This is a genomic window from Streptomyces cylindrosporus (genome assembly GCF_022698165.1).
In the GTDB taxonomy this organism is placed as follows: Bacteria; Actinomycetota; Actinomycetes; order Streptomycetales; family Streptomycetaceae; genus Streptomyces; species Streptomyces cylindrosporus.
This window is the reverse complement of the sequence record NZ_JALDAY010000010.1, coordinates 420,055-439,597: the sequence shown is the minus strand read 5'-3', so window position 1 is coordinate 439,597 and position 19,543 is coordinate 420,055. Positions and strand designations below refer to the sequence as shown.

Annotated in this window: 19 protein-coding genes and 7 tRNA genes; 9 read left to right on the top strand and 17 right to left on the bottom strand. The window is 70.8% G+C overall.

All coding sequences use genetic code 11. The features are described 5' to 3' along the window. Positions 1–28: 28 nt before the first annotated feature. Positions 29–100 (bottom strand) — tRNA-Val (locus MQP27_RS32850). A gap of 39 nt (positions 101–139) precedes the next feature. After that, positions 140–586 carry an SRPBCC family protein gene (locus tag MQP27_RS32845; protein WP_242771034.1) on the bottom strand — a complete coding sequence of 149 codons (447 nt, stop codon included), beginning with the start codon at positions 584–586 and terminating at the stop codon, positions 140–142. 47 nt (positions 587–633) lie between these two features. Here MQP27_RS32845 and MQP27_RS32840 point away from each other — a divergent pair, with 47 nt between their 5' ends. Next, positions 634–3,078: an SCO7613 C-terminal domain-containing membrane protein gene (locus MQP27_RS32840; RefSeq protein WP_242771031.1), complete on the top strand. Its 2,445-nt coding sequence runs from the start codon at positions 634–636 to the stop codon at positions 3,076–3,078. A gap of 80 nt (positions 3,079–3,158) precedes the next feature. Here the strand turns inward: MQP27_RS32840 and MQP27_RS32835 are convergent, their stop codons facing one another. From MQP27_RS32835 to MQP27_RS32805, 7 genes are all read right to left on the bottom strand, one after another. Beyond that, positions 3,159–5,894, bottom strand: coding sequence for an exo-rhamnogalacturonan lyase family protein (locus MQP27_RS32835; RefSeq protein WP_242771028.1), 2,736 nt, complete (start codon positions 5,892–5,894; stop codon positions 3,159–3,161). Positions 5,895–5,984: 90 nt separating this feature from the next. Then, complete coding sequence (locus tag MQP27_RS32830) at positions 5,985–6,578, bottom strand: hypothetical protein (RefSeq protein ID WP_242771025.1); 594 nt, start codon at positions 6,576–6,578, stop codon at positions 5,985–5,987. A gap of 10 nt (positions 6,579–6,588) precedes the next feature. Next, positions 6,589–7,461, bottom strand: coding sequence for a carbohydrate ABC transporter permease (locus MQP27_RS32825; protein ID WP_242771022.1), 873 nt, complete (start codon positions 7,459–7,461; stop codon positions 6,589–6,591). Continuing rightward, positions 7,458–8,423: a carbohydrate ABC transporter permease gene (locus tag MQP27_RS32820; RefSeq protein WP_242771019.1), complete on the bottom strand. Its 966-nt coding sequence runs from the start codon at positions 8,421–8,423 to the stop codon at positions 7,458–7,460. Before MQP27_RS32820 ends, MQP27_RS32825 begins: the two co-directional genes overlap by 4 nt. A 33-nt stretch (positions 8,424–8,456) precedes the next feature. Then, positions 8,457–9,746: an ABC transporter substrate-binding protein gene (locus tag MQP27_RS32815; protein WP_242771004.1), complete on the bottom strand. Its 1,290-nt coding sequence runs from the start codon at positions 9,744–9,746 to the stop codon at positions 8,457–8,459. Positions 9,747–10,159: 413 nt separating this feature from the next. Next, positions 10,160–10,231 (bottom strand) — tRNA-Val (locus MQP27_RS32810). A gap of 57 nt (positions 10,232–10,288) precedes the next feature. Next, positions 10,289–10,753, bottom strand: a complete 465-nt coding sequence (locus MQP27_RS32805; RefSeq protein WP_242771001.1) for a TIGR02611 family protein — start codon at positions 10,751–10,753, stop codon at positions 10,289–10,291. Positions 10,754–10,954: 201 nt separating this feature from the next. Between MQP27_RS32805 and MQP27_RS32800 the strand changes: the two genes are divergently transcribed. Together MQP27_RS32800 and MQP27_RS32795 are read left to right on the top strand one after the other, a co-directional pair. Beyond that, positions 10,955–11,368 carry an SsgA family sporulation/cell division regulator gene (locus tag MQP27_RS32800; protein WP_004002642.1) on the top strand — a complete coding sequence of 138 codons (414 nt, stop codon included), beginning with the start codon at positions 10,955–10,957 and terminating at the stop codon, positions 11,366–11,368. Positions 11,369–11,607: 239 nt separating this feature from the next. Continuing rightward, positions 11,608–12,168: a CGNR zinc finger domain-containing protein gene (locus MQP27_RS32795; protein WP_242770960.1), complete on the top strand. Its 561-nt coding sequence runs from the start codon at positions 11,608–11,610 to the stop codon at positions 12,166–12,168. 61 nt (positions 12,169–12,229) lie between these two features. Here the strand turns inward: MQP27_RS32795 and MQP27_RS32790 are convergent, their stop codons facing one another. Both MQP27_RS32790 and MQP27_RS32785 read right to left on the bottom strand, forming a co-directional pair. Continuing rightward, the gene (locus MQP27_RS32790; RefSeq protein ID WP_208784159.1) at positions 12,230–12,382 is read right to left on the bottom strand and encodes a hypothetical protein; all 153 of its coding nucleotides are present in this window, start codon (positions 12,380–12,382) and stop codon (positions 12,230–12,232) included. A 154-nt stretch (positions 12,383–12,536) separates the two neighbouring features. Then, positions 12,537–12,980, bottom strand: a complete 444-nt coding sequence (locus MQP27_RS32785; protein ID WP_242770957.1) for a hypothetical protein — start codon at positions 12,978–12,980, stop codon at positions 12,537–12,539. Positions 12,981–13,244: 264 nt separating this feature from the next. Here MQP27_RS32785 and MQP27_RS32780 point away from each other — a divergent pair, with 264 nt between their 5' ends. After that, positions 13,245–13,766, top strand: a complete 522-nt coding sequence (locus MQP27_RS32780) for a DsbA family protein (protein WP_242770944.1) — start codon at positions 13,245–13,247, stop codon at positions 13,764–13,766. A 3-nt stretch (positions 13,767–13,769) separates the two neighbouring features. Here MQP27_RS32780 and MQP27_RS32775 read toward each other — a convergent pair whose 3' ends face one another. The 3 genes from MQP27_RS32775 to MQP27_RS32765 are packed head-to-tail and all read right to left on the bottom strand — an operon-like array spanning position 13,770 to position 16,594. Beyond that, the gene (locus MQP27_RS32775) at positions 13,770–14,594 is read right to left on the bottom strand and encodes a GNAT family N-acetyltransferase (protein WP_242770942.1); all 825 of its coding nucleotides are present in this window, start codon (positions 14,592–14,594) and stop codon (positions 13,770–13,772) included. Positions 14,595–14,648: 54 nt separating this feature from the next. Next, on the bottom strand, positions 14,649–15,470 hold the full coding sequence (locus MQP27_RS32770; RefSeq protein WP_242770940.1) for an aminotransferase class IV: 822 nt from the start codon (positions 15,468–15,470) through the stop codon (positions 14,649–14,651). Then, entirely contained in the window at positions 15,467–16,594 is a 1,128-nt protein-coding gene (locus MQP27_RS32765; RefSeq protein ID WP_242770938.1) for a chorismate-binding protein, read from the bottom strand. Before MQP27_RS32765 ends, MQP27_RS32770 begins: the two co-directional genes overlap by 4 nt. Before the next feature lie 178 nt (positions 16,595–16,772). On the opposite strand from MQP27_RS32765, the gene MQP27_RS32760 reads away from it, so the two are divergent. The 5 genes from MQP27_RS32760 (at position 16,773) to MQP27_RS32740 (ending at position 17,232) form a co-directional block, all read left to right on the top strand. Further along, positions 16,773–16,845: transfer RNA gene (locus MQP27_RS32760), tRNA-Gly, on the top strand. A 39-nt stretch (positions 16,846–16,884) separates the two neighbouring features. Beyond that, positions 16,885–16,958: transfer RNA gene (locus MQP27_RS32755), tRNA-Cys, on the top strand. 1 nt (position 16,959) lies between these two features. Next, positions 16,960–17,031 (top strand) — tRNA-Val (locus MQP27_RS32750). Between the two features lie 23 nt (positions 17,032–17,054). After that, positions 17,055–17,126: transfer RNA gene (locus MQP27_RS32745), tRNA-Val, on the top strand. A 31-nt stretch (positions 17,127–17,157) separates the two neighbouring features. Continuing rightward, positions 17,158–17,232: transfer RNA gene (locus MQP27_RS32740), tRNA-Val, on the top strand. Positions 17,233–17,281: 49 nt separating this feature from the next. Here MQP27_RS32740 and MQP27_RS32735 read toward each other — a convergent pair. The 3 genes from MQP27_RS32735 to MQP27_RS32725 form a co-directional block, all read right to left on the bottom strand. Continuing rightward, the gene (locus MQP27_RS32735; protein WP_242770936.1) at positions 17,282–17,587 is read right to left on the bottom strand and encodes a TFIIB-type zinc ribbon-containing protein; all 306 of its coding nucleotides are present in this window, start codon (positions 17,585–17,587) and stop codon (positions 17,282–17,284) included. Between the two features lie 81 nt (positions 17,588–17,668). Then, entirely contained in the window at positions 17,669–18,724 is a 1,056-nt protein-coding gene (locus MQP27_RS32730) for an aminoglycoside phosphotransferase family protein (protein WP_242770934.1), read from the bottom strand. A 483-nt stretch (positions 18,725–19,207) separates the two neighbouring features. Further along, a complete protein-coding gene (locus tag MQP27_RS32725) occupies positions 19,208–19,402 on the bottom strand; it encodes a hypothetical protein (protein ID WP_242770932.1) in 195 nt (64 codons plus the stop codon). Between the last annotated feature and the right edge of the window lie 141 nt (positions 19,403–19,543).

Sequence of the window (19,543 nt, the reverse complement as noted above, 5' to 3'; positions counted from 1 at the left end):
TCCGCTGCTGCGGACCGGCCTTTCCCGGTGGGCGATACTGGGTTCGAACCAGTGACCTCTTCGGTGTGAACGAAGCGCTCTCCCACTGAGCTAATCGCCCGGGAACGCACTGAACCATACAGGTCTCCGCGGGCTTCCTTCAAACCGCTTCCAAGTACCGGGCCAGTCCACGCCGTCCGGCCCGCATCATCAGCCGGTGGTTGGCCCGGAACACCGGCCGCCCCGGTACGGCCAGGCGCCTGAGCAGCGGCTTGTGCACGTCGACGACCTGTTCGTAACGGGCGAGGGCCCCGTCCCCGTGCGCCGTGATCGTCCACCGGGCCCACCCCTCGACATCGCCGGTCATGGCGATCTCCAGCACGCCCGCCACTCGGTCGCGCCGCGTCTCGCGCGCGGTGAACCGCAGGTCGTACGGCAGGACCGAGCGGATCCTGATGTTCCCGCTGGAGTCGTCGAGCCGGACGACCTCCCGCACCTGGGGCCACCACCGGGGGTACTCCTCGGCCCGCTCCAGCACCTCGTACACGGTGTCGGGCGACGCGGACAGCGCCCAGAGGCTGCGGAAGCGGTAGTGCGTCCAGTCCATGAGGGCAGTCTGCCCGGGAAGTGAGTACCTACTGAGTACCCGCACTCATGTCGTGCGACGTGACCCGGACCACACTCCGAGTCATGACGCATGTGCCGCCCCCGGCGGAGGAGTTGCGGCTCCTCGACGCCGAGCTGTGGCAGCTGGACGCCCGGAGGCTCCAGCTGCTCAAGCGCCGAGCCTGGCTGGTCTCGACGCTGCAGTCCGCCGCGCGGACGCCCGCAGAGCCGCCACGGCCTGTGGAGCCGTCCCGGCCGGAGGCCTCGGCGCCGCGGGTGCAGAACATGCTGCTCCTGTTCGGGGGTGTCCTGCTCACCATCGCCGCGATGGTGTTCACGCTGGTCAGCTGGGGGCACCTGGGCATCACCGGCCGGGCGCTCGTGCTCGGCGCCCTCACCCTCGCCGTCCTGACAGCCCCCGCGGCGCTGCTGCGCCGGGGGCTGCGCTCGACCGCCGAGTCGGTGGCCGGGCTGGGCCTGGCGCTGACGGCCCTGGACGCGTACGCGCTGCACGAGACCGCCTTCGCGGCGGCGGACGGTACGGCGTACGCGGCATCGGCCACGGCAGCGCTGGCCGCCGCCTGGACGGCGTACGACCGCGCCCTCGGGGCGACGAGCGGACGGCTGCACCTGCCGCTGCCCGCAGCGCTCGCCATGGCCCAACTCCCCCTGCTTCTCTGGGCGATCGCCGCTGACGCGGGCGCCCACGGCATCTCGGCCGCGCTCCTCCTGACGGCCGGGTTCGACACGATTGTGGCGCTCCACAGCACCGCCGGGTCCGTACGGTCGGTCGCCGCCCTCGGCGCGTACGGCACGGGCGCGTGGGGCGCACTGACGGCCGGCTGGCTCACCTGGGACGCAGCCGGCCCGAGCGCCGCCGCCCGTGCGGCGGCGCTCCTCACTCTGGGGGCGGTGATCGCGGTGGGGGCGGCCTGGCGTTGGGAACGCCTGGCGGTGCGGGACACGGAGACGGCCCCGAACGCCACCGCCGGAAGCATCGCGGCAGGCGTCGACGCCGTCGTCGGTGGGCTGCTCCTGGTCGCCGCCGCCGGGGGCCTGCTCCGGGCGGCGCTGCCCGGCGGCTGGACCGTACCGGGGTATCTGGCCTGCGGTGTCGCCCTGTTGGCAGCACTGCGCACGCCGTTGCCCACGATCGCCCGGCGTGGCCTCGTCCAGGCCTCCGCCGGAGTCCAGGCGGTCGCCGTCGCCTGTGCGCTGCCGCTGGTCGGCGTCGCGCTGCTGGGCCCGCTGGGGTGGACGGGGCGGGCGTGGTCCGGCGAGCCGACGGACGCCCGCGCCGCGGTGACCGTGGACACGCCGTGGCCGACGCACCCCGCGCAACTGCTGCTCGCGCCGGCGGTCGTGGCCGCCGTACTCCTCCTCCTGGCCCGCTCCGAAGCCTGGCGCCGACAGGCTACGGCCGGAGCCACGGTCCTCATCTGGGCGACCGTCATGACAGTCGCCCCGACCCTCCAACTCCCCTACCCGGTGGCCCTGTTGCTGCCGACCCTCACCACCGCCGCAGCGCTCGCGGCCGCCGCCTTCCTCCCCCGCCCCCTGCTCGCGACCGCCGTCGCCCTCGCCACCTCCGTCGTCCTCGCCTTCCTCGCGCTGCCCTCCGAGGCGGCCACCCTCACGCTGCTGTCCGTCCTCACCGCCCTGTTCGCCACGGCGTCCCTGCGACCGCACCTCGCCCCGGTCTCAGCCCCCACCGCGCTCGTGTACGGCACGGCACTCGCCTGCGCGACGGGCGCGGCGGCGGGCTGGTCGCCGCGGTTCACGGCGCTGCTGGTATTGACGATCCCGGTGACCGCGGCCCTCCTGGCTCCCCGCCTCACCCACGCGCGCGTGCCCGTCGAGGTGGCGGGCGCGACCGCCGCGCTCCTCGCCGTCGGGCTCGCGATCACCGACCCTCCGATGCTCGCGCTGGTCCTGGCCCTCTGCGGAGTGATCGCCGCCGCCGTGGCCGTACGGCCAGACCGCCGAGCCGTCGGCTACGCGGCCGCCGCCCTCTTCGTCCTGGCCGCCTGGGTACGGCTGGCGGCCTGGGACGTCGGCACCCCGGAGGCCTACACGCTCCCGGTCACCGTGCCGGCGCTGCTGGTCGGCGCCCTCCGTAGGCACCGCGCCCCGCGGACCTCGTCCTGGACGGCGTACGCCCCCGGCCTCACCGCCACCCTGCTGCCGAGCCTCGCCGCGGCCTGGGACGACCCCTACTGGGCCCGCCCCCTGCTGCTCGGCACGGCCGCCCTGCTGATCACCCTCCTAGGCGTCCGCCACCGCCTCCAGGCCCCGCTCGTGCTCGGCGGCTCGGTGCTGATCCTGGACGCCCTGCACGAACTGGCCCCGTATCTGGTCCAGTTGACCGGCGTACTGCCCCGCTGGGTGCCTCCCGCACTGGCCGGCCTCGTCCTGCTGACCCTCGGCGCCACGTACGAGCGCCGCATCCGGGAGGTCCGCCGGGTACGGGAGGTCCTGGGAGGGATGGACTGAAGCGCCCCGTCAGGGGCGCGGGGAACTGCGCGACCAGCCACGGCCGACCCGCGGCTCCCCACGTCCTCCCGCGCACGGCGCTACGGCATCTTGTCGCCCAGCAACGCCAGATTCTCGATCGCGGCGAGGCCGTACAGCGCCGTGTCGTTCGTGGACACCCAGCTCGCCTCGCTGCCCGCGACCAGGGCCATCGGCCCGGTCACCTTCTCCGTCTTCCACGGCGACGACTCCATGTAGCCGTCCGAGCTGTAGAACTTCGTCCAGGCCCGCTGGGCGAGGGTCGCGTCCCCCGTCTGCACGGCGGCGTACGCATCGAGCCGCGAGTGCCCCTGGAAGAGCAGCAGCGTCCCGAAGTCCGAGCCGTACCGCGCCTTCTGCTCGGCCTTCGTGGCGTTGAAGTAGCGGCAGTAGTCGAAGTACGCCTCGTTGAACTTCGGCATGTCGACCAGGTCGATCAGCTCGGCGCAGAGTTCATTGAGCCCGAAGACGGCCGACAGGTGCGAGACGCCGACCACCGGAGTCGTCGCGACGGCGAACTTCCCGGTGTCGAGGTCGTACAGCCCGCTCCCCTGCACAAAGCCGTTGGGCTGCGCGGCGATGCCCTCCATCGTCGACAGCACCCGCGCCTTCGCCTTCTCCCACTTGGGCCCCTTGCGCTCCCACTCGGTCAGCCAGGCGGACACGAGCCCGCTCCAGTCCGTGCCGAACCCGATCGACAGGGCGTGCCGGTCCGGTGTGTACGGGTCGGTCCGCACCTTGCGCTGCGGGTCGAGGACGAGGAACGTCTCGTCGGAGTCGACGTTGGCGTGCATGAGGTCGCCGACCCGCTCGTCCGCGGTGAGGAAGTAGTAGTAGCGCCGGTACGTCGTGTTGGCGATGCGCTGCTGCTTGGCGCTGTCGGCGTAGTGCTGCACCCCGTGCCGGGTGCCGAGCCCCGCCCACTGCCCGATGTGGTAGACGTCGACCTCTCCGGTGTGCCGCGTCATCGCCTCGGCGAACCGGAAGATGTCGGAGCGGCCGCTTCTGAGGTACGCGAACCACAGCCAGAGGTCCGGCGACAGCTCGGAGTTGTCCCAGGCGTAGCCGCCGATGTCGTACCGCCACACGTGCCGCACCGTGTCATAGGTGTGCATGATGTCGCCGTAGTCCCAGAATCCGTACCAACGGCGTTGCTCCACCTGGTCCTTGTAGTAGGTGAAGAGGAAGTCGAGGTGGTCCTCGATCTTCGCCTTGGCCGGCGTGGAGCGGTCCGGCTCGGAGTACAGCCCCGGCCCGAACACCTTCGCCTTGATGAGCTGCCTGGGCGGTGCGGCGAGCTGCGGCAACACCCTTACGGCCTCCACCTGTTGAGCCAGCGTCTCGGCCGTCGGCGTCGACTCGTTGGCCCAGAAGAGGAGTTCGGAGGTGCGGGCTATGCCGTACGGGGTGCCGAACTCCGGCTCGTAGTCCTCGTAGGTGATGTTGAGGCCTTCGAGCTGCTCGGCGTACGTGTCCTGGCCCATGCCGTCGTGGTAGAAGCGCAGGTCCATGGGCTGCGCCTCGGGCGACCAGAGCCAGAGGGTGACCTCGGCGGAGTCCGTGTGCGCGTCCCGGATGTCGAGCTGTGCCGGGTACTTCTCCCAGAAGTCCCTGAGCCCGAAGGAGAATCCGCCGCTCGCGCCCCCGACGTAACCGAACCCGGAGGCCCGCTTGCCACCGCCGGCGCCGATCCAGCCGTACCCCTTCCTGGTCCTCTTGCGCAGCGTGAAGCCGTCGGCGGAGAGCTGGGAGAGCGTGTAGTCGCCCCACTCCGGGATGTACTGAAGGCGGGTCGTCACCCGCTGGTCCCAGGTGGCCGGGTCGGGCAGCTTCTGCCCGGCGTACTGCGCCGCCTGTACGGCCGCGCCCGGATCGCGGCGCAGACCGGTGATGCCCTTGACGGCCTCCCGCAGCAGGCCGGTGCCCTCGCCGCCGATGCGGATGTGCCGGTCGTACGACTCGTCCCGCATCGGCACGTCGAAGCGCACGCCGAGCCCGCGGATGAAGTCCCCGCTCGCCTTGCCCGGTTCCTGTGTGCCGTCGTACGTGATGGTGTGCACCATCCGGAAGGAGTCGGCGCCCGCGTAGAAGTACAGCCGGATCGAGAACGGCAGCCAACTCCGGTCTCCCTTGCGGTGCTTGCCGTCGATGCGCACCACCGCCCGTACGGGGCCGTCCTGTTCGACGGTCACCGCTCCGATCGCCCCGTCGAAGCGCTCGGTCTTCACCGTGCCCTGGTCCTCGTCCTCGATCTCCGGCTGGCGGATGAGGACCAGCCGCCCGTTCCTGGCGATCTCCGTCGAGCCGCGGGTCACGGACTTGACGACGGTCGAGCCGTTCTTGCCGATCTTCGCCGTGATCACACCGGTCGACACGTCGATCGTGCCGCCGCTCCTGTCGACGGTGACCTTCCGGTCGGGGGCGGCCGACTCGCCTGCGGCGAGCGTGAGCTTGCCGGAGCCCGAACTCACCGCGTGCGCGGACCACTTGAGGGACCCGTCCGGCCAGTAGGCGATCGGCCAGGACTGCACGGGTACGGCCTTGCCGTCGGCGTCGGTGACCGCGAAGGCCTGGTCGGGCTGGAACGCGCCCTTCGGCCAGGGCACGCCGACGGTCGAACCGGGGGCGGCGCCCAGACCGCCCTCCTCCAGCCAGTCCAGGGTCACCGGATCGGCGTCGGCGGCCTCGGTTCTGGGGGCGGCCTGGGCATCCTTGGCACCCAGCGCCCAGCTGAACTGCGCGGCGGCCCCGGCGACGGCGGCGGCCTTGAGGAGGGACCTGCGGGGGATGGGGGACATGTGGGTCGGCCTTTCCTTTGCGGGTGCGGATGATCAGGGGCATGACAGATGGGAGTTACAGTGATATGTCACATAGCACTGGTGCGGCACTCACCGGCGCCGCCGCTCCTCCACAGCAACAGCAGCCGCCACAACGGCCCCCATCACGGGAACCGCCAACGGCGCGACAATCCAGGCGGACAGCCCCACCAGGGCCAGCCCGCCGACGATCAAGAAGGAACCGGCGGGGTCCAGCACGGTCCGCCGCCCGGCGGCGGCGAGCAGCGCCCGCCACCGCTCCCCCGGCGCCCACACCGCCGCCGCGCGCAGCCCCGCCACGGCGACCCCGATCAGCGCGAACAGCCCGACGGCCCCGACCAGCGGCCCGCCGGGGATCCCGGCGCGCACGGCCTGGACGTCCACCCAAGCCACCGCCACCGCGGCCCACCCGCCGAGCCCGACGGCCCACCCGCCGCGCACGGCCGTACGGAAGTCGCTCACGAACTCCCGCCAGCCGCCGCCCTGATGAGCCGTCCGCCGCCGCAGATGGCGGGCGCCGGCGGCGAAGGCCGCCGGATAGGTGACCACCCCCACCGACGCGACCGCGATCCACACCCCGGTGAGCAGGCACTCGGCGAACACGGCGAACCGTTCCGCCAGGACGGACTCGGACTGCTTACGTGCCTTCAACCGCGCCTGGGCCATGACGACCGCCTCAGCCCTTCAGTCCGGAGGTCGCCATTCCGTCGATCAGATAGCGCTGGAAGGCGAGGAAGAAGAGGAGCACGGGCAGCAGCGCGACCAGCGACATCGCGATGAGGCCGCCGTAGTTGGCGGCGACGCCGTCGGAGTCGCGGAACATCATCATGCCGAGGGAGACGGTGTACTTGCCGGGCTCGTTGAGGTAGATCAGCGGGCCCATGAAGTCGTTCCAGGCGTTGATGAAGGTGAAGATGGCGCTGGTGATGAGCGCGGGCCGGCACAGCGGCAGCACGATCGACCAGTAGATCCGGAAGTGCCCGCAGCCGTCGATGCGCGCGGCCTCGTCGAGTTCCCTCGGCAGGTTCCGCATGAACTGCACCATGAGGAAGACGAAGAAGGCCTCGGTCGCCAGGTACTTGCCGAGCAGCAGCGGCACGTAGGTGTTGATCAGCTCCAGCTTCTGGAACATCACGTACTGCGGGATGAGCAGCACGTGGTACGGCAGCAGGAGCGTGCCGATCATCAGGGAGAAGAGGAGGTTGCGGCCGGTGAACCTGATCTTGGCGAAGGCGTACGCCGTCAGGGAGCAGGAGATCAGGATGCCGACGACGGCGCCGCCGGCGTAGAAGAGGGAGTTCTGGAAGAAGGTCCAGATGGAGATGTCCGCGATGCCGTCGGCGAGGCCCTTGAAGTTCGCCAGGATGGGGTGGGACGGGAACAGCTGGAGGCTGTTGATGATGTCCTTGCTGGGCTTGAAGGACGCGCCGATCACCCACAGGACCGGGTAGAGGACGACGGCGAGCACCAGCAGCGAGCCGATGTGCCAGGCGAGCGAGCCGGTCTGCTTGCGGTTCAGGGACAGGGGTTTGGTGGTGGTCGCGCTCATCGGGCGTCCTCTGTGTCGTTCTCGTAGTGCACCCACTTCTTCTGCGACCAGAACAGGACGGCGGTCACCAGGGCCACGGCGAGCAGCAGCATCCAGGCCATCGCGGAGGCGAAGCCCATCTGGGCGTTCTTGAAGCCCTGTTGGTAGAGGTAGCAGGTGTAGACGAGCGTGGCGTCGGCCGGACCGCAGTACGTGTTGGAGACGACGTAGGCGGAGCCGAAGATCTGGAAGGAGTGGATGGTCTCCAGCAGGATGTTGAAGAAGAGCACCGGGGAGATCATCGGCAGGGTGATGTTCCAGAAGCGCCGGAAGGGCCCGGCCCCGTCCATCTCGGCCGCCTCGTACAGCTCCCTCGGGACCTGCTTGAGCCCGGCGAGGAAGATGACCATGGGTGCGCCGAACTGCCAGACGGTGAGCGCGACCAGGCAGTAGAGGATCCAGTCGGGGTTGCCGACCCAGCCGCCCGCGTGGATGCCGAAGACGGACAGCGTACGGTCCACGACGGCGTTGTCGGAGAAGATCGACCGCCAGACGAAGGCGACCGAGACGCTCGCGCCGATGAGCGAGGGGGCGTAGAACGCGGCCCGGTAGAAGGCCTGTCCGCGGCGGCTCTGAGCTAGCAGCAGGGCGACGCCGAGGGCGAGCAGCAGTTTCAGGGGCGTGCCGATGATGACGTACTTCGCCGTCACCTCGACCGACTTCTGCCACCGCGGGTCGTCGAACATCTTGGTGAAGTTGTCGAGCCCGACCCACTTCGGGGTGTTGAAGAGGTTGTAGTCGGTGAACGCGAAGTAGAGCGAGGCGACCATGGGGCCCGCGGTCAGCAGCAGGAAGCCCGCGATCCACGGGGACATGAAGAGGTAGCCGGCGAGGTTCTCCCGGCGGCCCCGCCGCTTGACGGCGGCGGGGGCGGCGGGGCGGACCTTCCGGGTGGCGGTCGGTGAGTCCTTGACGAGCGTCACGGTGCTTCCCAATCGGTTCCGGTGCGGTCCGGGTCAGGCCTGGAAGGCGGCCTGTGCCTCGTCGAAGAACTGCTTCACCGCGTCGGAGGTCTTGACCTTGCCCAGGCCCAGGTCGCCGCCGATGCGCAGGAAGGCCGCCTCGATGGTGTCGGCGCCGGAGGGGTGCGGGGTGATCGTGCCGAGGACACCGGCCTTGGCGGTGTCGGTCTCGTACTGTGCGATCTCCTTGTTGACCGTGTCCGTCGGCTTGAAGGCGTCGTACTGCTCGGTGCTCGCGAGGATGCCGCGGTCGTAGCCCATGATCTTGCCGACCTCGGGGTCGTGGACCATGAAGTCGATGAACTGGGCGACTTCCTTGGGGTGCGAGGTTCGAGCGGAGGCGCTCAGCATCAGCGAGGCGAGGTACTGGCCGGTGTGCTTGCCGTCCATGGTGGGGATCGGCGCGAGGCCGTATTCGCTGTCGCCCTCGGCGGAGTAGCGGACGGTGAAGTTGTCCCAGGTGAATTCGGAGGCCCCGTGCCCGGCGGAGAGCGAGGACTTGGGGCGGTCCTGCGCGACGATCTTGGGGTCGGTGATGATCCCGGCCTTCGTCCGGTTGTAGCCGTCCTGCCACCACTCCGTCAGGTCGGCCTTGTCGAAGCCCAGTCCGTCCTTGGTGTAGAAGGCCTTTCCGTTCTGCCGCAGGTACAGGTCGTACAGGTACATGATGCTGAAGTAGCCCGTGTCGCCCGGGACCTTGGTCTTGTCGTGGATGGTCTTGAGGGCCTTGAAGTAGTCGTCCCAGGTCCAGCCCGCCGCGGGCTCCACGCCGGCCTTCTGGAAGACCTTCTTGTCGATGACCAGCGCCATGGTGTTGGAGCCGACCGGGACGCCGAGCTGCTTGCCGTCGACCTCGCCGACCTTGGTGACGCCGGCCCGGAAGTTGTCGAGGCTGAGATTGCCGGCGTCGATCTGCGACCTGAGGTCGAGCAGAACGCTTCTCTTGTCGTACTTCCTAAGGAATGTGACGGCGTTTTGGAAAACGTCCGGTGGATTTCCGCCCGAGGCCTGCGTCTGGAACTTCTCCCAGAAAGAGACGTAGTCCTGGAAGTCCGTCTTCACCTTGATCTTCGGATACTTCTTCTCGAAGAGCTTGATGGTCTGGTTGATCTTCTTGGCCCGCTCGTCGGCTCCCCACCACGAGTAACGGATCGTCACCGTCCCGTCGGCGGACGTGCCGCTGTTCCCCCCGCACCCGGTCGTCGCGGCCAGCCCCAGCGTGGCCGCTCCGGCCCCGGCGGCCTTGAGGATCGTACGCCTCTCAACTTTCCTGCTGGTTCCCACAGTCGGGCCCTCCCGGCATCGTCGCCGCCTGCATGAATCGTTTCAAGTAAGCGCTTGCTGGCACAAGTTACGGAGGGCCTCGGGGTGCGTCAATGATTCGGACAGGAATTTCTTGTGGGTTCACAAAGAGGCCGGGCGGCGGCAGGAGGCGGACCGGCACGGCGGAGGCGGCGAAGCCGCAGGTGAGGCGGGTGCGGTCGGCGGGTCGAACGGGAATCGGCCTGCCAGGCGCGAGCGGCGCGCGGCCGAAACCGGTCTCGTCGCCGGGGAGCTGACGGGGTGTCCGGTACGGGACGGCGGGATGTGGTCGAACGGTTTCCCCGGCCACCGGGGGTGACGGCGGGGGGCCGCGCCCTGCACGCAAAACGACGGCGGCCCACCTGCACTGATGCAGATGGGCCGCCGTCTTTGGGTGGGCGATACTGGGTTCGAACCAGTGACCTCTTCGGTGTGAACGAAGCGCTCTCCCACTGAGCTAATCGCCCGGGCGCAGGAAGAACATTACCCCATGTCAGCGGGTGCCTCCGCACCCTCCGCGCGGATCACTGGTCCTCGATCTTCCACGGCATCACGAAGCCGAACTTCCAGAGGTAGACGCCGACCAGGACGGCCACGATCGTCAGGCCGATCGCCGTCAGCGTGATGTTGCGGCGCCGCACCTTGGGGTCGAGGGCCTTCTGCGCCGCCTCGGTGACCTTGCGCTTGGTCCAGCGGAGCACCAGCTGGGCCCAGACGAACTCGGTGGCCCAGATCGCCATGCCGGCGAAGATCACGACCCAGCCCGGTCCGGGCAGGGGCAGCATGACGATGCCGGCGGCCACGACCGCGAGGCCGACCACGAAGACACCGACCTGCCAGCTCAGATGCAGTGCGCGACGCCGCTTGATGAACGCCGGCGCCCTGGAACCGAGCCCCCGCTCGCTCCCGGCCTCGTCCGGCTCCGCCTCTTCCGACGCCACGGCGGCCTCGCCCGACGATCCCTCGGTTCCGCTACTCCCCGTATTCATACGGCCAAACTTTACCTTACTTTACTGAGCGGAAACCAGTCACCGGAATGGCCGTAGGGTGCGAAGGGCCCCTCGGCCGGAAGAGTTACGTAAAGACACGCAAAACACTCAGAGGGGTTTACAACGGCACCGTAGGTGGCATGTCGATTTCGCCGACGTGCGAATCCCCGAGCGCACACTGAGCGAAAGGCCCTGGCGCTTATGAACACCACGGTCAGCTGCGAGCTGCACCTGCGCCTCGTTGTGTCGAGCGAGTCCTCCCTGCCTGTCCCCGCAGGCCTGCGGTACGACACGGCCGACCCCTACGCCGTGCACGCCACCTTCCACACCGGAGCCGAGGAGACCGTCGAGTGGGTGTTCGCCCGCGACCTCCTCGCGGAAGGCCTGCACCGGCCCACCGGCACCGGCGACGTCCGTGTCTGGCCGTCGCGCAGCCACGGTCAGGGCGTCGTGTGCATCGCCCTGAGCTCCCCGGAGGGCGAGGCCCTGCTGGAAGCCCCGGCGCGAGCCCTCGAGTCCTTCCTGAAGCGGACGGACGCCGCCGTGCCCCCCGGTACGGAACACCGGCATTTCGACCTCGATCAGGAGCTCTCCCACATCCTGGCGGAGAGCTGAGGGCGAGGCCCCACAAGCCGCCCGGCGCCGTCGACTCGGGGTGACGGCTCGGGCCGGTACAACCGCATAGGGAACATGCCGACGCCGTCCCGCACCGGGACGGCGTCGGCATGTCCGCGTCCACCGCGCGCCGGGACGGATCCCGCCGACGGCGTGATCGGCCCCTGCTCCGGCGAAACCAATTACCATCGGCCAGCATCGGCGGGCTTGCGCCCGACCCACAGGCCAGGGAGCGAAACGTGCTGATCACCCACGACACCCGGTGCGCCCTCGACACCGTGGTGGATCTGGTGAACACCGCGCCGGAGGACGACACCACGCCGGACGGACTGCCGGACGTCGCTGCTCTGACGGATTTCGTAGAAAACCACGAAGTCAGCGATGTCGGACTGCTGTCGGAATTCGACCTGTCGGCCGTGCGGAAGATCCGCGGGCGGTTCGCCTCGGTCTTCGCGGCGCCCGACGCCCGCACCGCGGCCGGGCTGATCAACGAACTGGTCGCCGCGGCGGGCACCACGCCCCGCCTCACCGACCACGACGGCTACGACTGGCATGTGCACTACTTCGCGCCCGGCGCCTCCGTCGCCGACCATCTGGCGGCCGACTGCGGGATGGCACTGGCCTTCTTCGTCGTCGCCGGGGAGCAGGAGCGGCTGCGCCGCTGCGAGGCACCGGACTGCCGGCGCGCCTTCGTCGACCTGTCCCGCAATCGCTCGCGCCGGTACTGCGACAGCCGTACCTGCGGGAACCGGCTACATGTGGCCGCCTACCGGGCACGGCGCAAGGAAGCCGCGGGCTGACACGGCCCGGGCGGCGTCGTCGTGATCCCCGACGGGTGGCGCCGGGGATCACGGGTACGGCTCAGAGCAGCAGCAGATCGTGCAGCGCAGCCATGAGCAGCAGACACCCGATCACCGCAAGGAAGATCATCAGCGGTGGCTGGGAAAGGGCGAAGAGGCACCCGCGCGGCTCGTCCTTCGGCGGCGCGGTTTCGCCTTGTGTCGTGTCCAGCATCTCGCGGCGATGATGGCGCAGACGGGCCACCTGGCGCGATCAACACGCCCGGAATGAGCGGGAGTTCGCCGAATTCCGTGATGTCCGGTTCGGGTCGTGATCACTTCGGTGCGGCGCGATGATCCACTGTGTCGTTTCAGTCGTCATGCGCCGGTCATATGCCGTGCTTCTTCAGGATGGCCTCGATGTCGCTGAAGTCCTCGGCGGAGTCGGAGCGGGGCGCGGTCGCGGGCCGGGCCGCCGGGCGGGTGCCCGGGCCGAGCGAGGGCGCCGACGCCGTCGGGGCCACCGCGCCGCGTTGCGCCGCGGCCTTGGCCTCCCGGCGCTCCTTGCGGGTGCCGCCGCGACGGCGCTCCACCGCGCGCGTGCTGGAGAACAGCAGCCAGGCCGCGCCGAGCACGCCGAAGCCCGCCCACGCCGTCGGACTGAAGGCGGTGTCCGCCAGCCACTGCACGGTCCCGGTCATCACCAGGCCGAGCGGCACCAGCGAGTAGGCGGCCAGGCGGGCGGCCGCGAGGAACCGCTTGCGGTACGCCGTGACCGCCGCGATGCCCAGGCCGGCCGCGGCGGCGGCGGAACAGACGGTCTCGGCAATCATCCGGTCCTCCAGGCAGTCCTAGGCAGTCCTCGCCGAGCAGGGCACTTTTCGTCCCTTCCATCCTGCACCGCCCAGGCCCCGACGGGCCATGCCTCGGGCGGACATCAGGGACATCTCCGGGTCGGCTCCTCCGCAGGTGCCGGCCCGGTGCCCACCCCTGGGTGTGGATCAGGGTCGCGGGCGCGGGTCGTCGCGGCGGTGTGCCGGTCCGGCCCCCGTGACCTCCGATTGGGTCACCCGCTCCCGACCTGGGACACTGACCGCATGAGCGACTCCTCCCCCGTGCCCGCCGCCGCGCCCGTCCTCGACGTCTGGTGCGAACTCCAGTGCCCCGACTGCCGCAGCGCCCTGGCCGACCTCGGCGCCCTGCGCGCCCGCTACGGCGACCGGCTGGAACTGCGCCTGCGGCACTTCCCGCTGGAGAAGCACAAGCACGCCTTCGCCGCCGCGCAGGCCGCCGAGGAGGCCTTCGAGCAGGGCAGGGGCTGGGAGTACGTCGAGGCCGTGCTCGGCCGGGTCGAGGAGCTGGACCGTAAGGGAGAGCCCTTCCTGGTCGAGGTCGCCGGCGAACTCGGGCTGGACGCCGACGAGTTCGACACCGCCCTGATCGACGGCCGGCACATCCTGATCGTCGACGCCGACCAGGCCGAGGGCAAGGCCATCGGCGTGACCGGGACGCCGACGTACGTCATCGGCGGGGAGCGCCTCGACGGCGGCAAGAGCCAGGAGGGGCTGCGGGAGCGGATCGAGGAGATCGCCGACCGGCTGCTGGCCGAAGGGGCCTGAGCCTCAGAGCAGTTCCTTGAAGAGGTTGTGGTCGGTGGTCTCGTAGCCGAGGGACTCGTAGAGCCGTTCGGCGGGGGTGTTGTCCGCGAAGACGTGCAGGCCGATGCGGTCCTTGCCGCCCTCGACGCCCTGGGCCTCCGCCAGGAGCATCAGCGTACGGCCGTGGCCGCGCCCCCGGTGTCCCTCGTCCACCTCGACGTTGAGCACGTACGCCATCTCGGGCCACAGCCCCAGCCACAGGGTGCCGGCCCGTTCGCCCTCGTGCTCCAGGACGCTGATCAGCGTGTCCTCGGTCGCCAGACCGTGCGGCAGCCACCGCTCCTGCTCCTGCTTCGCCTTGGCGTGCGCCTCGGCCTCGGGCACGCCGCGGTCGATCAGACTCCGCGCGAAGCGGGCCTCGTCCTCCTTCAGCCAGGGCCCGAACTCGGCCTCGGTCATGGGCCGGGCGACGCTCCCTGCCGGCAGTGCGGGCGCGGGCCCGTCCAGCCGCTTGGCCATGTTGCGGCTGCGCCGGACGTACCCGAGCGCCGTGGCGAGCCGGAGGGCGGCCTCGGCGCCACCGGGCACGGACACCTCGATGCGCCGGCAGCCCCAGCCCCGTACGACCTCCTCGGCGGCGAGCGCGGCCACCGTGCCGCGGCCCCGACCGCGGTCCGGCTCCTCGATGTACAGCTCGGCGAGACGGGCCACGCCCAGGCCGTACTCGGGGTGTGTGGAGAGGTGTATCCCGCCCACGGGACGGCTGTTCACGCACACTTGGTAGCGGCGCGACTGCGTCCCGTCGGTGTTGTGCTGGAGCGGCTCGGTCGGCCGCAGGGTCGTCGTCATCAGGGGTGTTCTACCCGCCGTGCCCGCCCGTGTCAGCCAAATATCGGCCGGTTCTCACGGATCCAGGTCGTCGCCGGAGCGCTCGCCGAAGATCCGCATCGCCTTCGCGGTCACCGGTCCCGGCGCGCCCGGCAGTTCGCGGTCGTCGACGCGGTGGACCGCCTGGACGTCCCGCAGGGTGGAGGTGAGGAAGACCTCGTCCGCCCGCTCCAGGACGTCCAGCGGCAGATCGGTCTCCTTGGCGCCGGTCCACTCGACCGTCAGCGCGCGCGTGATGCCCGCGAGGCAGCCGGAGGCGACCGGCGGGGTGTGGATCTCGCCGTCGAGGACGACGAAGACGTTGGAGCCGGTGCCCTCGCAGAGCTGCCCGACCGTGTTGGCGAACAGGGCCTCGGAGGCGCCGTGTTGGTGGGCGCGGGCGAGAGCGACGACGTTCTCGGCGTACGAGGTGGTCTTCAGGCCGGTGAGGGCACCGCGTTCGTTGCGGGTCCACGGGACCGTGATGACGGCGGTCGAGTCGGGGCGGCGGGTGGTCTCGCCGAGCGCGACCACGAGGGTCGGGCCGTGCTCGCCGCGGTCCGAGCCGAGGGGGCCGTGGCCGCCGGTGTAGGTGATGCGCAGCCGGCCGAGCGGCATCGGGTTGGCCGCCAGGACGGCGGCGCAGGCGCGGCGGACCTCGTCGTGGTCCGGGTCGGGCAGGCCGAGGCCGCGCGCGGAGCGGGTCAGCCGGTCCAGGTGCCGGGTCAGCGCGAACGGCTTCCCGTCGGTCGCCTTCACCGTCTCGAAGATGCCGTCGCCCACGGTCAGTCCGTGGTCGAAGACGGAGACGCGGGCGGACTCGATGTCCTGCAGCCCGCCGTCGAGCCAAAGCTTCACTGTTCTGGTCCTCGCAACTCTGCGCCGGGGGCGTCGTGGTGGCCGGGGGTCCGAGGGTCGGTCCTCGGGTCGGCACAGCCCCCTGCCGGTCCCTCCGCACACCACTCGTACGTGCCCGACGCTACCGCGAGCAGTCGGGCCGCCTTCAGCTCGGTCTCCCGCCACTCCGCCTCGGGGTCGGAGCCCCAGGTGATGCCCGCGCCGGTGCCGAAGCGGAGCTCCCCGGCCGCGCGGTCGATCCAGAACGTACGGATGCCGACCGCCAGCTCGCCGGTTCCGCGGTCGGCGTCGACCCAGCCGATGCCGCCGCAGTACGGGCCGCGCGGTGCCGTCTCCAGGGCGTCGATGATCCGCAGCGCGCTCGACTTGGGCGCGCCGGTGACCGAGCCGGGCGGGAAGGCCGCGTCGAGCAGCTCGGGCCAGCCGGCGCCGGCGCGCAACTCGCCGCGGACCGTGGAGACGAGGTGGACGAGCCCGGGGTGCTTCTCGACGGCGCACAGGTCGGGCACGGTGACGCTGCCGGTGGCGCAGACGCGCCCGATGTCGTTGCGGACCAGGTCCACGATCATCACGTTCTCGGCGTAGTCCTTCTCCAGCAGATCGGCCTCGGTGCGCCCGGTGCCCTTGATCGGCCCGGACTCGACGATCCGTCCGGCACGGCGCAGGAACAGCTCGGGCGAGGCGGTGGCGAGCTCGACGCCGTGCCCGGGCAGCCGGATCGTTCCTGCGTACGGCGCCGGGTTGCCGCGGGCGAGCAGCGCGGTGAGGGCGTCCACGTCGGCGTCCGGTGCCACCGGGGCGGCGAGCACCCGGCAGAGGTTCGCCTGGTAGACCTCGCCGGCCGCGATGTGCTCCCGGATCCGGCGCACGCCGTCCGTGTACGCGGCGCGGTCGAGGGACGACGTCCAGTCACCGGCGGCGGGCCCCTGCCACTTCCCCGGCACCGGCGCGGGCACGGGTTCTTCCCGTACGTCCCGGAAGCGGGCGCAGGTCAGACGGCCCTCGAAGTCGGCGGCGACGGCCCAGAAGCCGGTGGAGTCCAGGGCCGCGGGGTCGCTGGTGACGTCGAGGAGGCCGGTGGCGACGCGGGTGCCGAAGCGGGCGAGGGGAGGGAGGTCGTGCACGCGGTCGAGTCTATGGCGGGTGTCCGAAAGGTGACCTCGACGTGTCCCCACGGACGCCCTGGCCACGCCCGTGAGCAGGCGCAGGGCAGCACGCTGCGCAAACGCGTTTTTGTACTGGCCCCGGAATCCGCTAGAGTTCAACACGTCGCCGGGACGCGCAAGCGGATCGGAAAGACAGGCGAACGTAGCTCAGTTGGTAGAGCGCAACCTTGCCAAGGTTGAGGTCGCGAGTTCGAACCTCGTCGTTCGCTCGGAAGAGCAAGGGGGATCATCCCGAACCCCTCACTCCTGGTGGAGTGGCCGAGAGGCGAGGCAACGGCCTGCAAAGCCGTCTACACGGGTTCAAATCCCGTCTCCACCTCCAAGGACGATTAGCTCAGCGGGAGAGCGCTTCCCTGACACGGAAGAGGTCACTGGTTCAATCCCAGTATCGTCCACTGGAGCCGCAAGGCTTCGACCCGCGCGATTAGCTCAGCGGGAGAGCGCTTCCCTGACACGGAAGAGGTCACTGGTTCAATCCCAGTATCGCGCACGCAGTACACACGATCTTGATCGTGGTTCCCGCGCGATTAGCTCAGCGGGAGAGCGCTTCCCTGACACGGAAGAGGTCACTGGTTCAATCCCAGTATCGCGCACCAGCCGAAGCCCCCGGCCGTCTCGTACGGTCGGGGGCTTCGTCGTGTGCCGTCAGCTGGAGAACAGCATGTGGCCGAAGCTCTTGTGGCGGTGGTGACCGCCGTGGTGGCCGCCGTAGTGACCACCGCCGTGGCCGCCGCCGTGCGGGGCGCCCCAGGCGGGCGCGGGCGGGGCGGGGTAGGCCTGCGGGACGCCCGGGGGCGGCGGCCCGGGCTGCTGCCACTGGGACTCCAGGCGGGTCAGCGCCTCCAGCTCGCCGTAGTCGAGGAAGATCCCGCGGCAGCCGCTGCACTGCTCGATCTGGACACCGTTGCGGTTGTACGTGTGCATCGGCGCGTGACACTTCGGACACTGCATCGTCGGCTCAACTCCTAGCCCGTCGGTCCTGCTTCGCGTTCCGCCAGGACAGACTCCATCCCGGCTGCGGTCGGTTGCACCCTACTTCGGGAAATCCGGCGCCAACTCCGGTGGGAGGGAACTCATTCGGGCACATGCATCGATCATGGACATCTCGATCTCGTCGAGGTCGCGGTTCTCCGCCGTGGCCTTGGTGATCGCGCGGGCGGCGGTCTGCACGGTGAGGGCGCGGGCCGGGACGTCCAGGGCGGGCCAGGGGTCGCCGTCGGCGGGGACGGCCGGGCCGGCGGCGGCGCGGTAGGCGGTGAGGAAGCGGGTCCACTCGTCGGGGTGGAGGAGTCCGCAGGCGTACCAGGCGGCGGGGCGGGCGAGGTCCCAGGCGGGGACGCCGGTACCGAGGTCGTCGACGTCGATGAGCAGCCAGGGGCCGTCGGGGGCGGGATGCCGGACGAGCTGGCCGAGGTGCAGGTCGCCGTGGCAGAGGGTGCTGGTGTCCGGCATGGGCGCCTCGGCTCGGGCCCAGGCGGGGAGGGTGCGCCAGGCGTGGAGGACGGGTTGTGCGGCGGGGTGGTCGGCGGCGGTGGCGGAGGCGGTGAGGCGGGCGATGGCTTGGGCTGCTTTGGCGGGGCCGCGCATGGGGGGTAGGGCGGGGGAAGGCGAGGTGGTGGGTGGGGGTGTGGTGGTGGGTGGGGGTGTGGTGGTGGCGGGGCTGAGGGTGGGCCTGAAGAGGGAGGGGAGGGTGGAGGTGGGTGTTCGGTGGAGGTGGGCCAGGAGGGTGCCGGCGGCTTCCCAGGGGGCGGCGTCCGGGGCGTCGGGGTCGACGGGGGTGCCGTAGGGCCAGAAGGTCACCTGGCGGCCGTGCAGGTCGACCGGGATCGGGGTGAGTGGGGACAGGAGGATGCCGGGGAGGTGGGTGGCCGTGGCGAGGCGGAGGGTGAGGTCGGTGAGGGGGGTGCCGGGGGCGTGGGCCTTGGCGACCGTGTCCGCGTGGCGGACGACCGTGGCGTCGGGGCGGTCGGCGAGGGTGGTGCGGGGGGCGGGTGAACCGGGGGTGGCGCAGGGGCAGGGAGTGGTGCGGGAGTGGGCCTTGGCCTTGACTCGGGCGGTGAGGTCGGTGAGCAAGGGGGTGGGGGTCACGGGGCTCCCTGCGGGCGGGGGGGTCTGGTCGTGAGGGTACGGCGGGGAGGTGCGGCGGGGTTGTGGGGCCCGGGAGTTTCTCGCCCCCGCCGCCCCTACCCGTCCCATCCCCAGGGGCTGCCGCCCCTTCGACCCCGCCCAGGGGGCTCCGCCCCCTGGACCCCCGTCGGCCCTGAACGGGCCTCGTCCTCAAACGCCGGACGGGCTGAGAGATGCCGGCCGGTGTTGAGGAGGTGCCGCCCGCTCCGGGGTGGGGGGTGCGGATGGCCAGGACCAGCCTCCAACGCCTCACGAGCCGAAAATGCCGGCCTGCGTCGCGAAGGCGCCGCCCCTTGCGTGCGGAGGGCGGCTTTGGGCAAAGCAATGCCGGCGCAGCTCCCCAGCTGCGCCGGCATTTTTGCCGTCCGCCGCACCCCCGTCCCCACGGGGTTTCATGGGTGGATGTCCCCGCCCGGACCGCTCTTCCGGGCCTGGGGTCGCCGCTCAGCGCCCCAGCATCACGCCCACGGACGACGCCTGTGTGGCCACTGTCTCCCAGCCGTCGAAGACGAAGAAGAGCAGGGCCGCCAGGGGGAGGACCATGAGCGTCGCCACCAGGGGGTGGCGGCGGCCCGTGCGGCGGCGGAGCTCTGTGCGCTCGCTTGTGCGGATCAGCGTCCGCGGTGCCGTCAGAGCCATGGTCCCTCTCCTGACCGTTCAGTTGTCGTTGGCAGCGGCGGGTGTCTGACCTCGGGGGACGAGTGCTGCACCCGCCGCTTGACCTCAAATCTAGGCGTCCGGCGCTCGTCGCACGTCATGCCCTCGTACCGATTGCCGGGC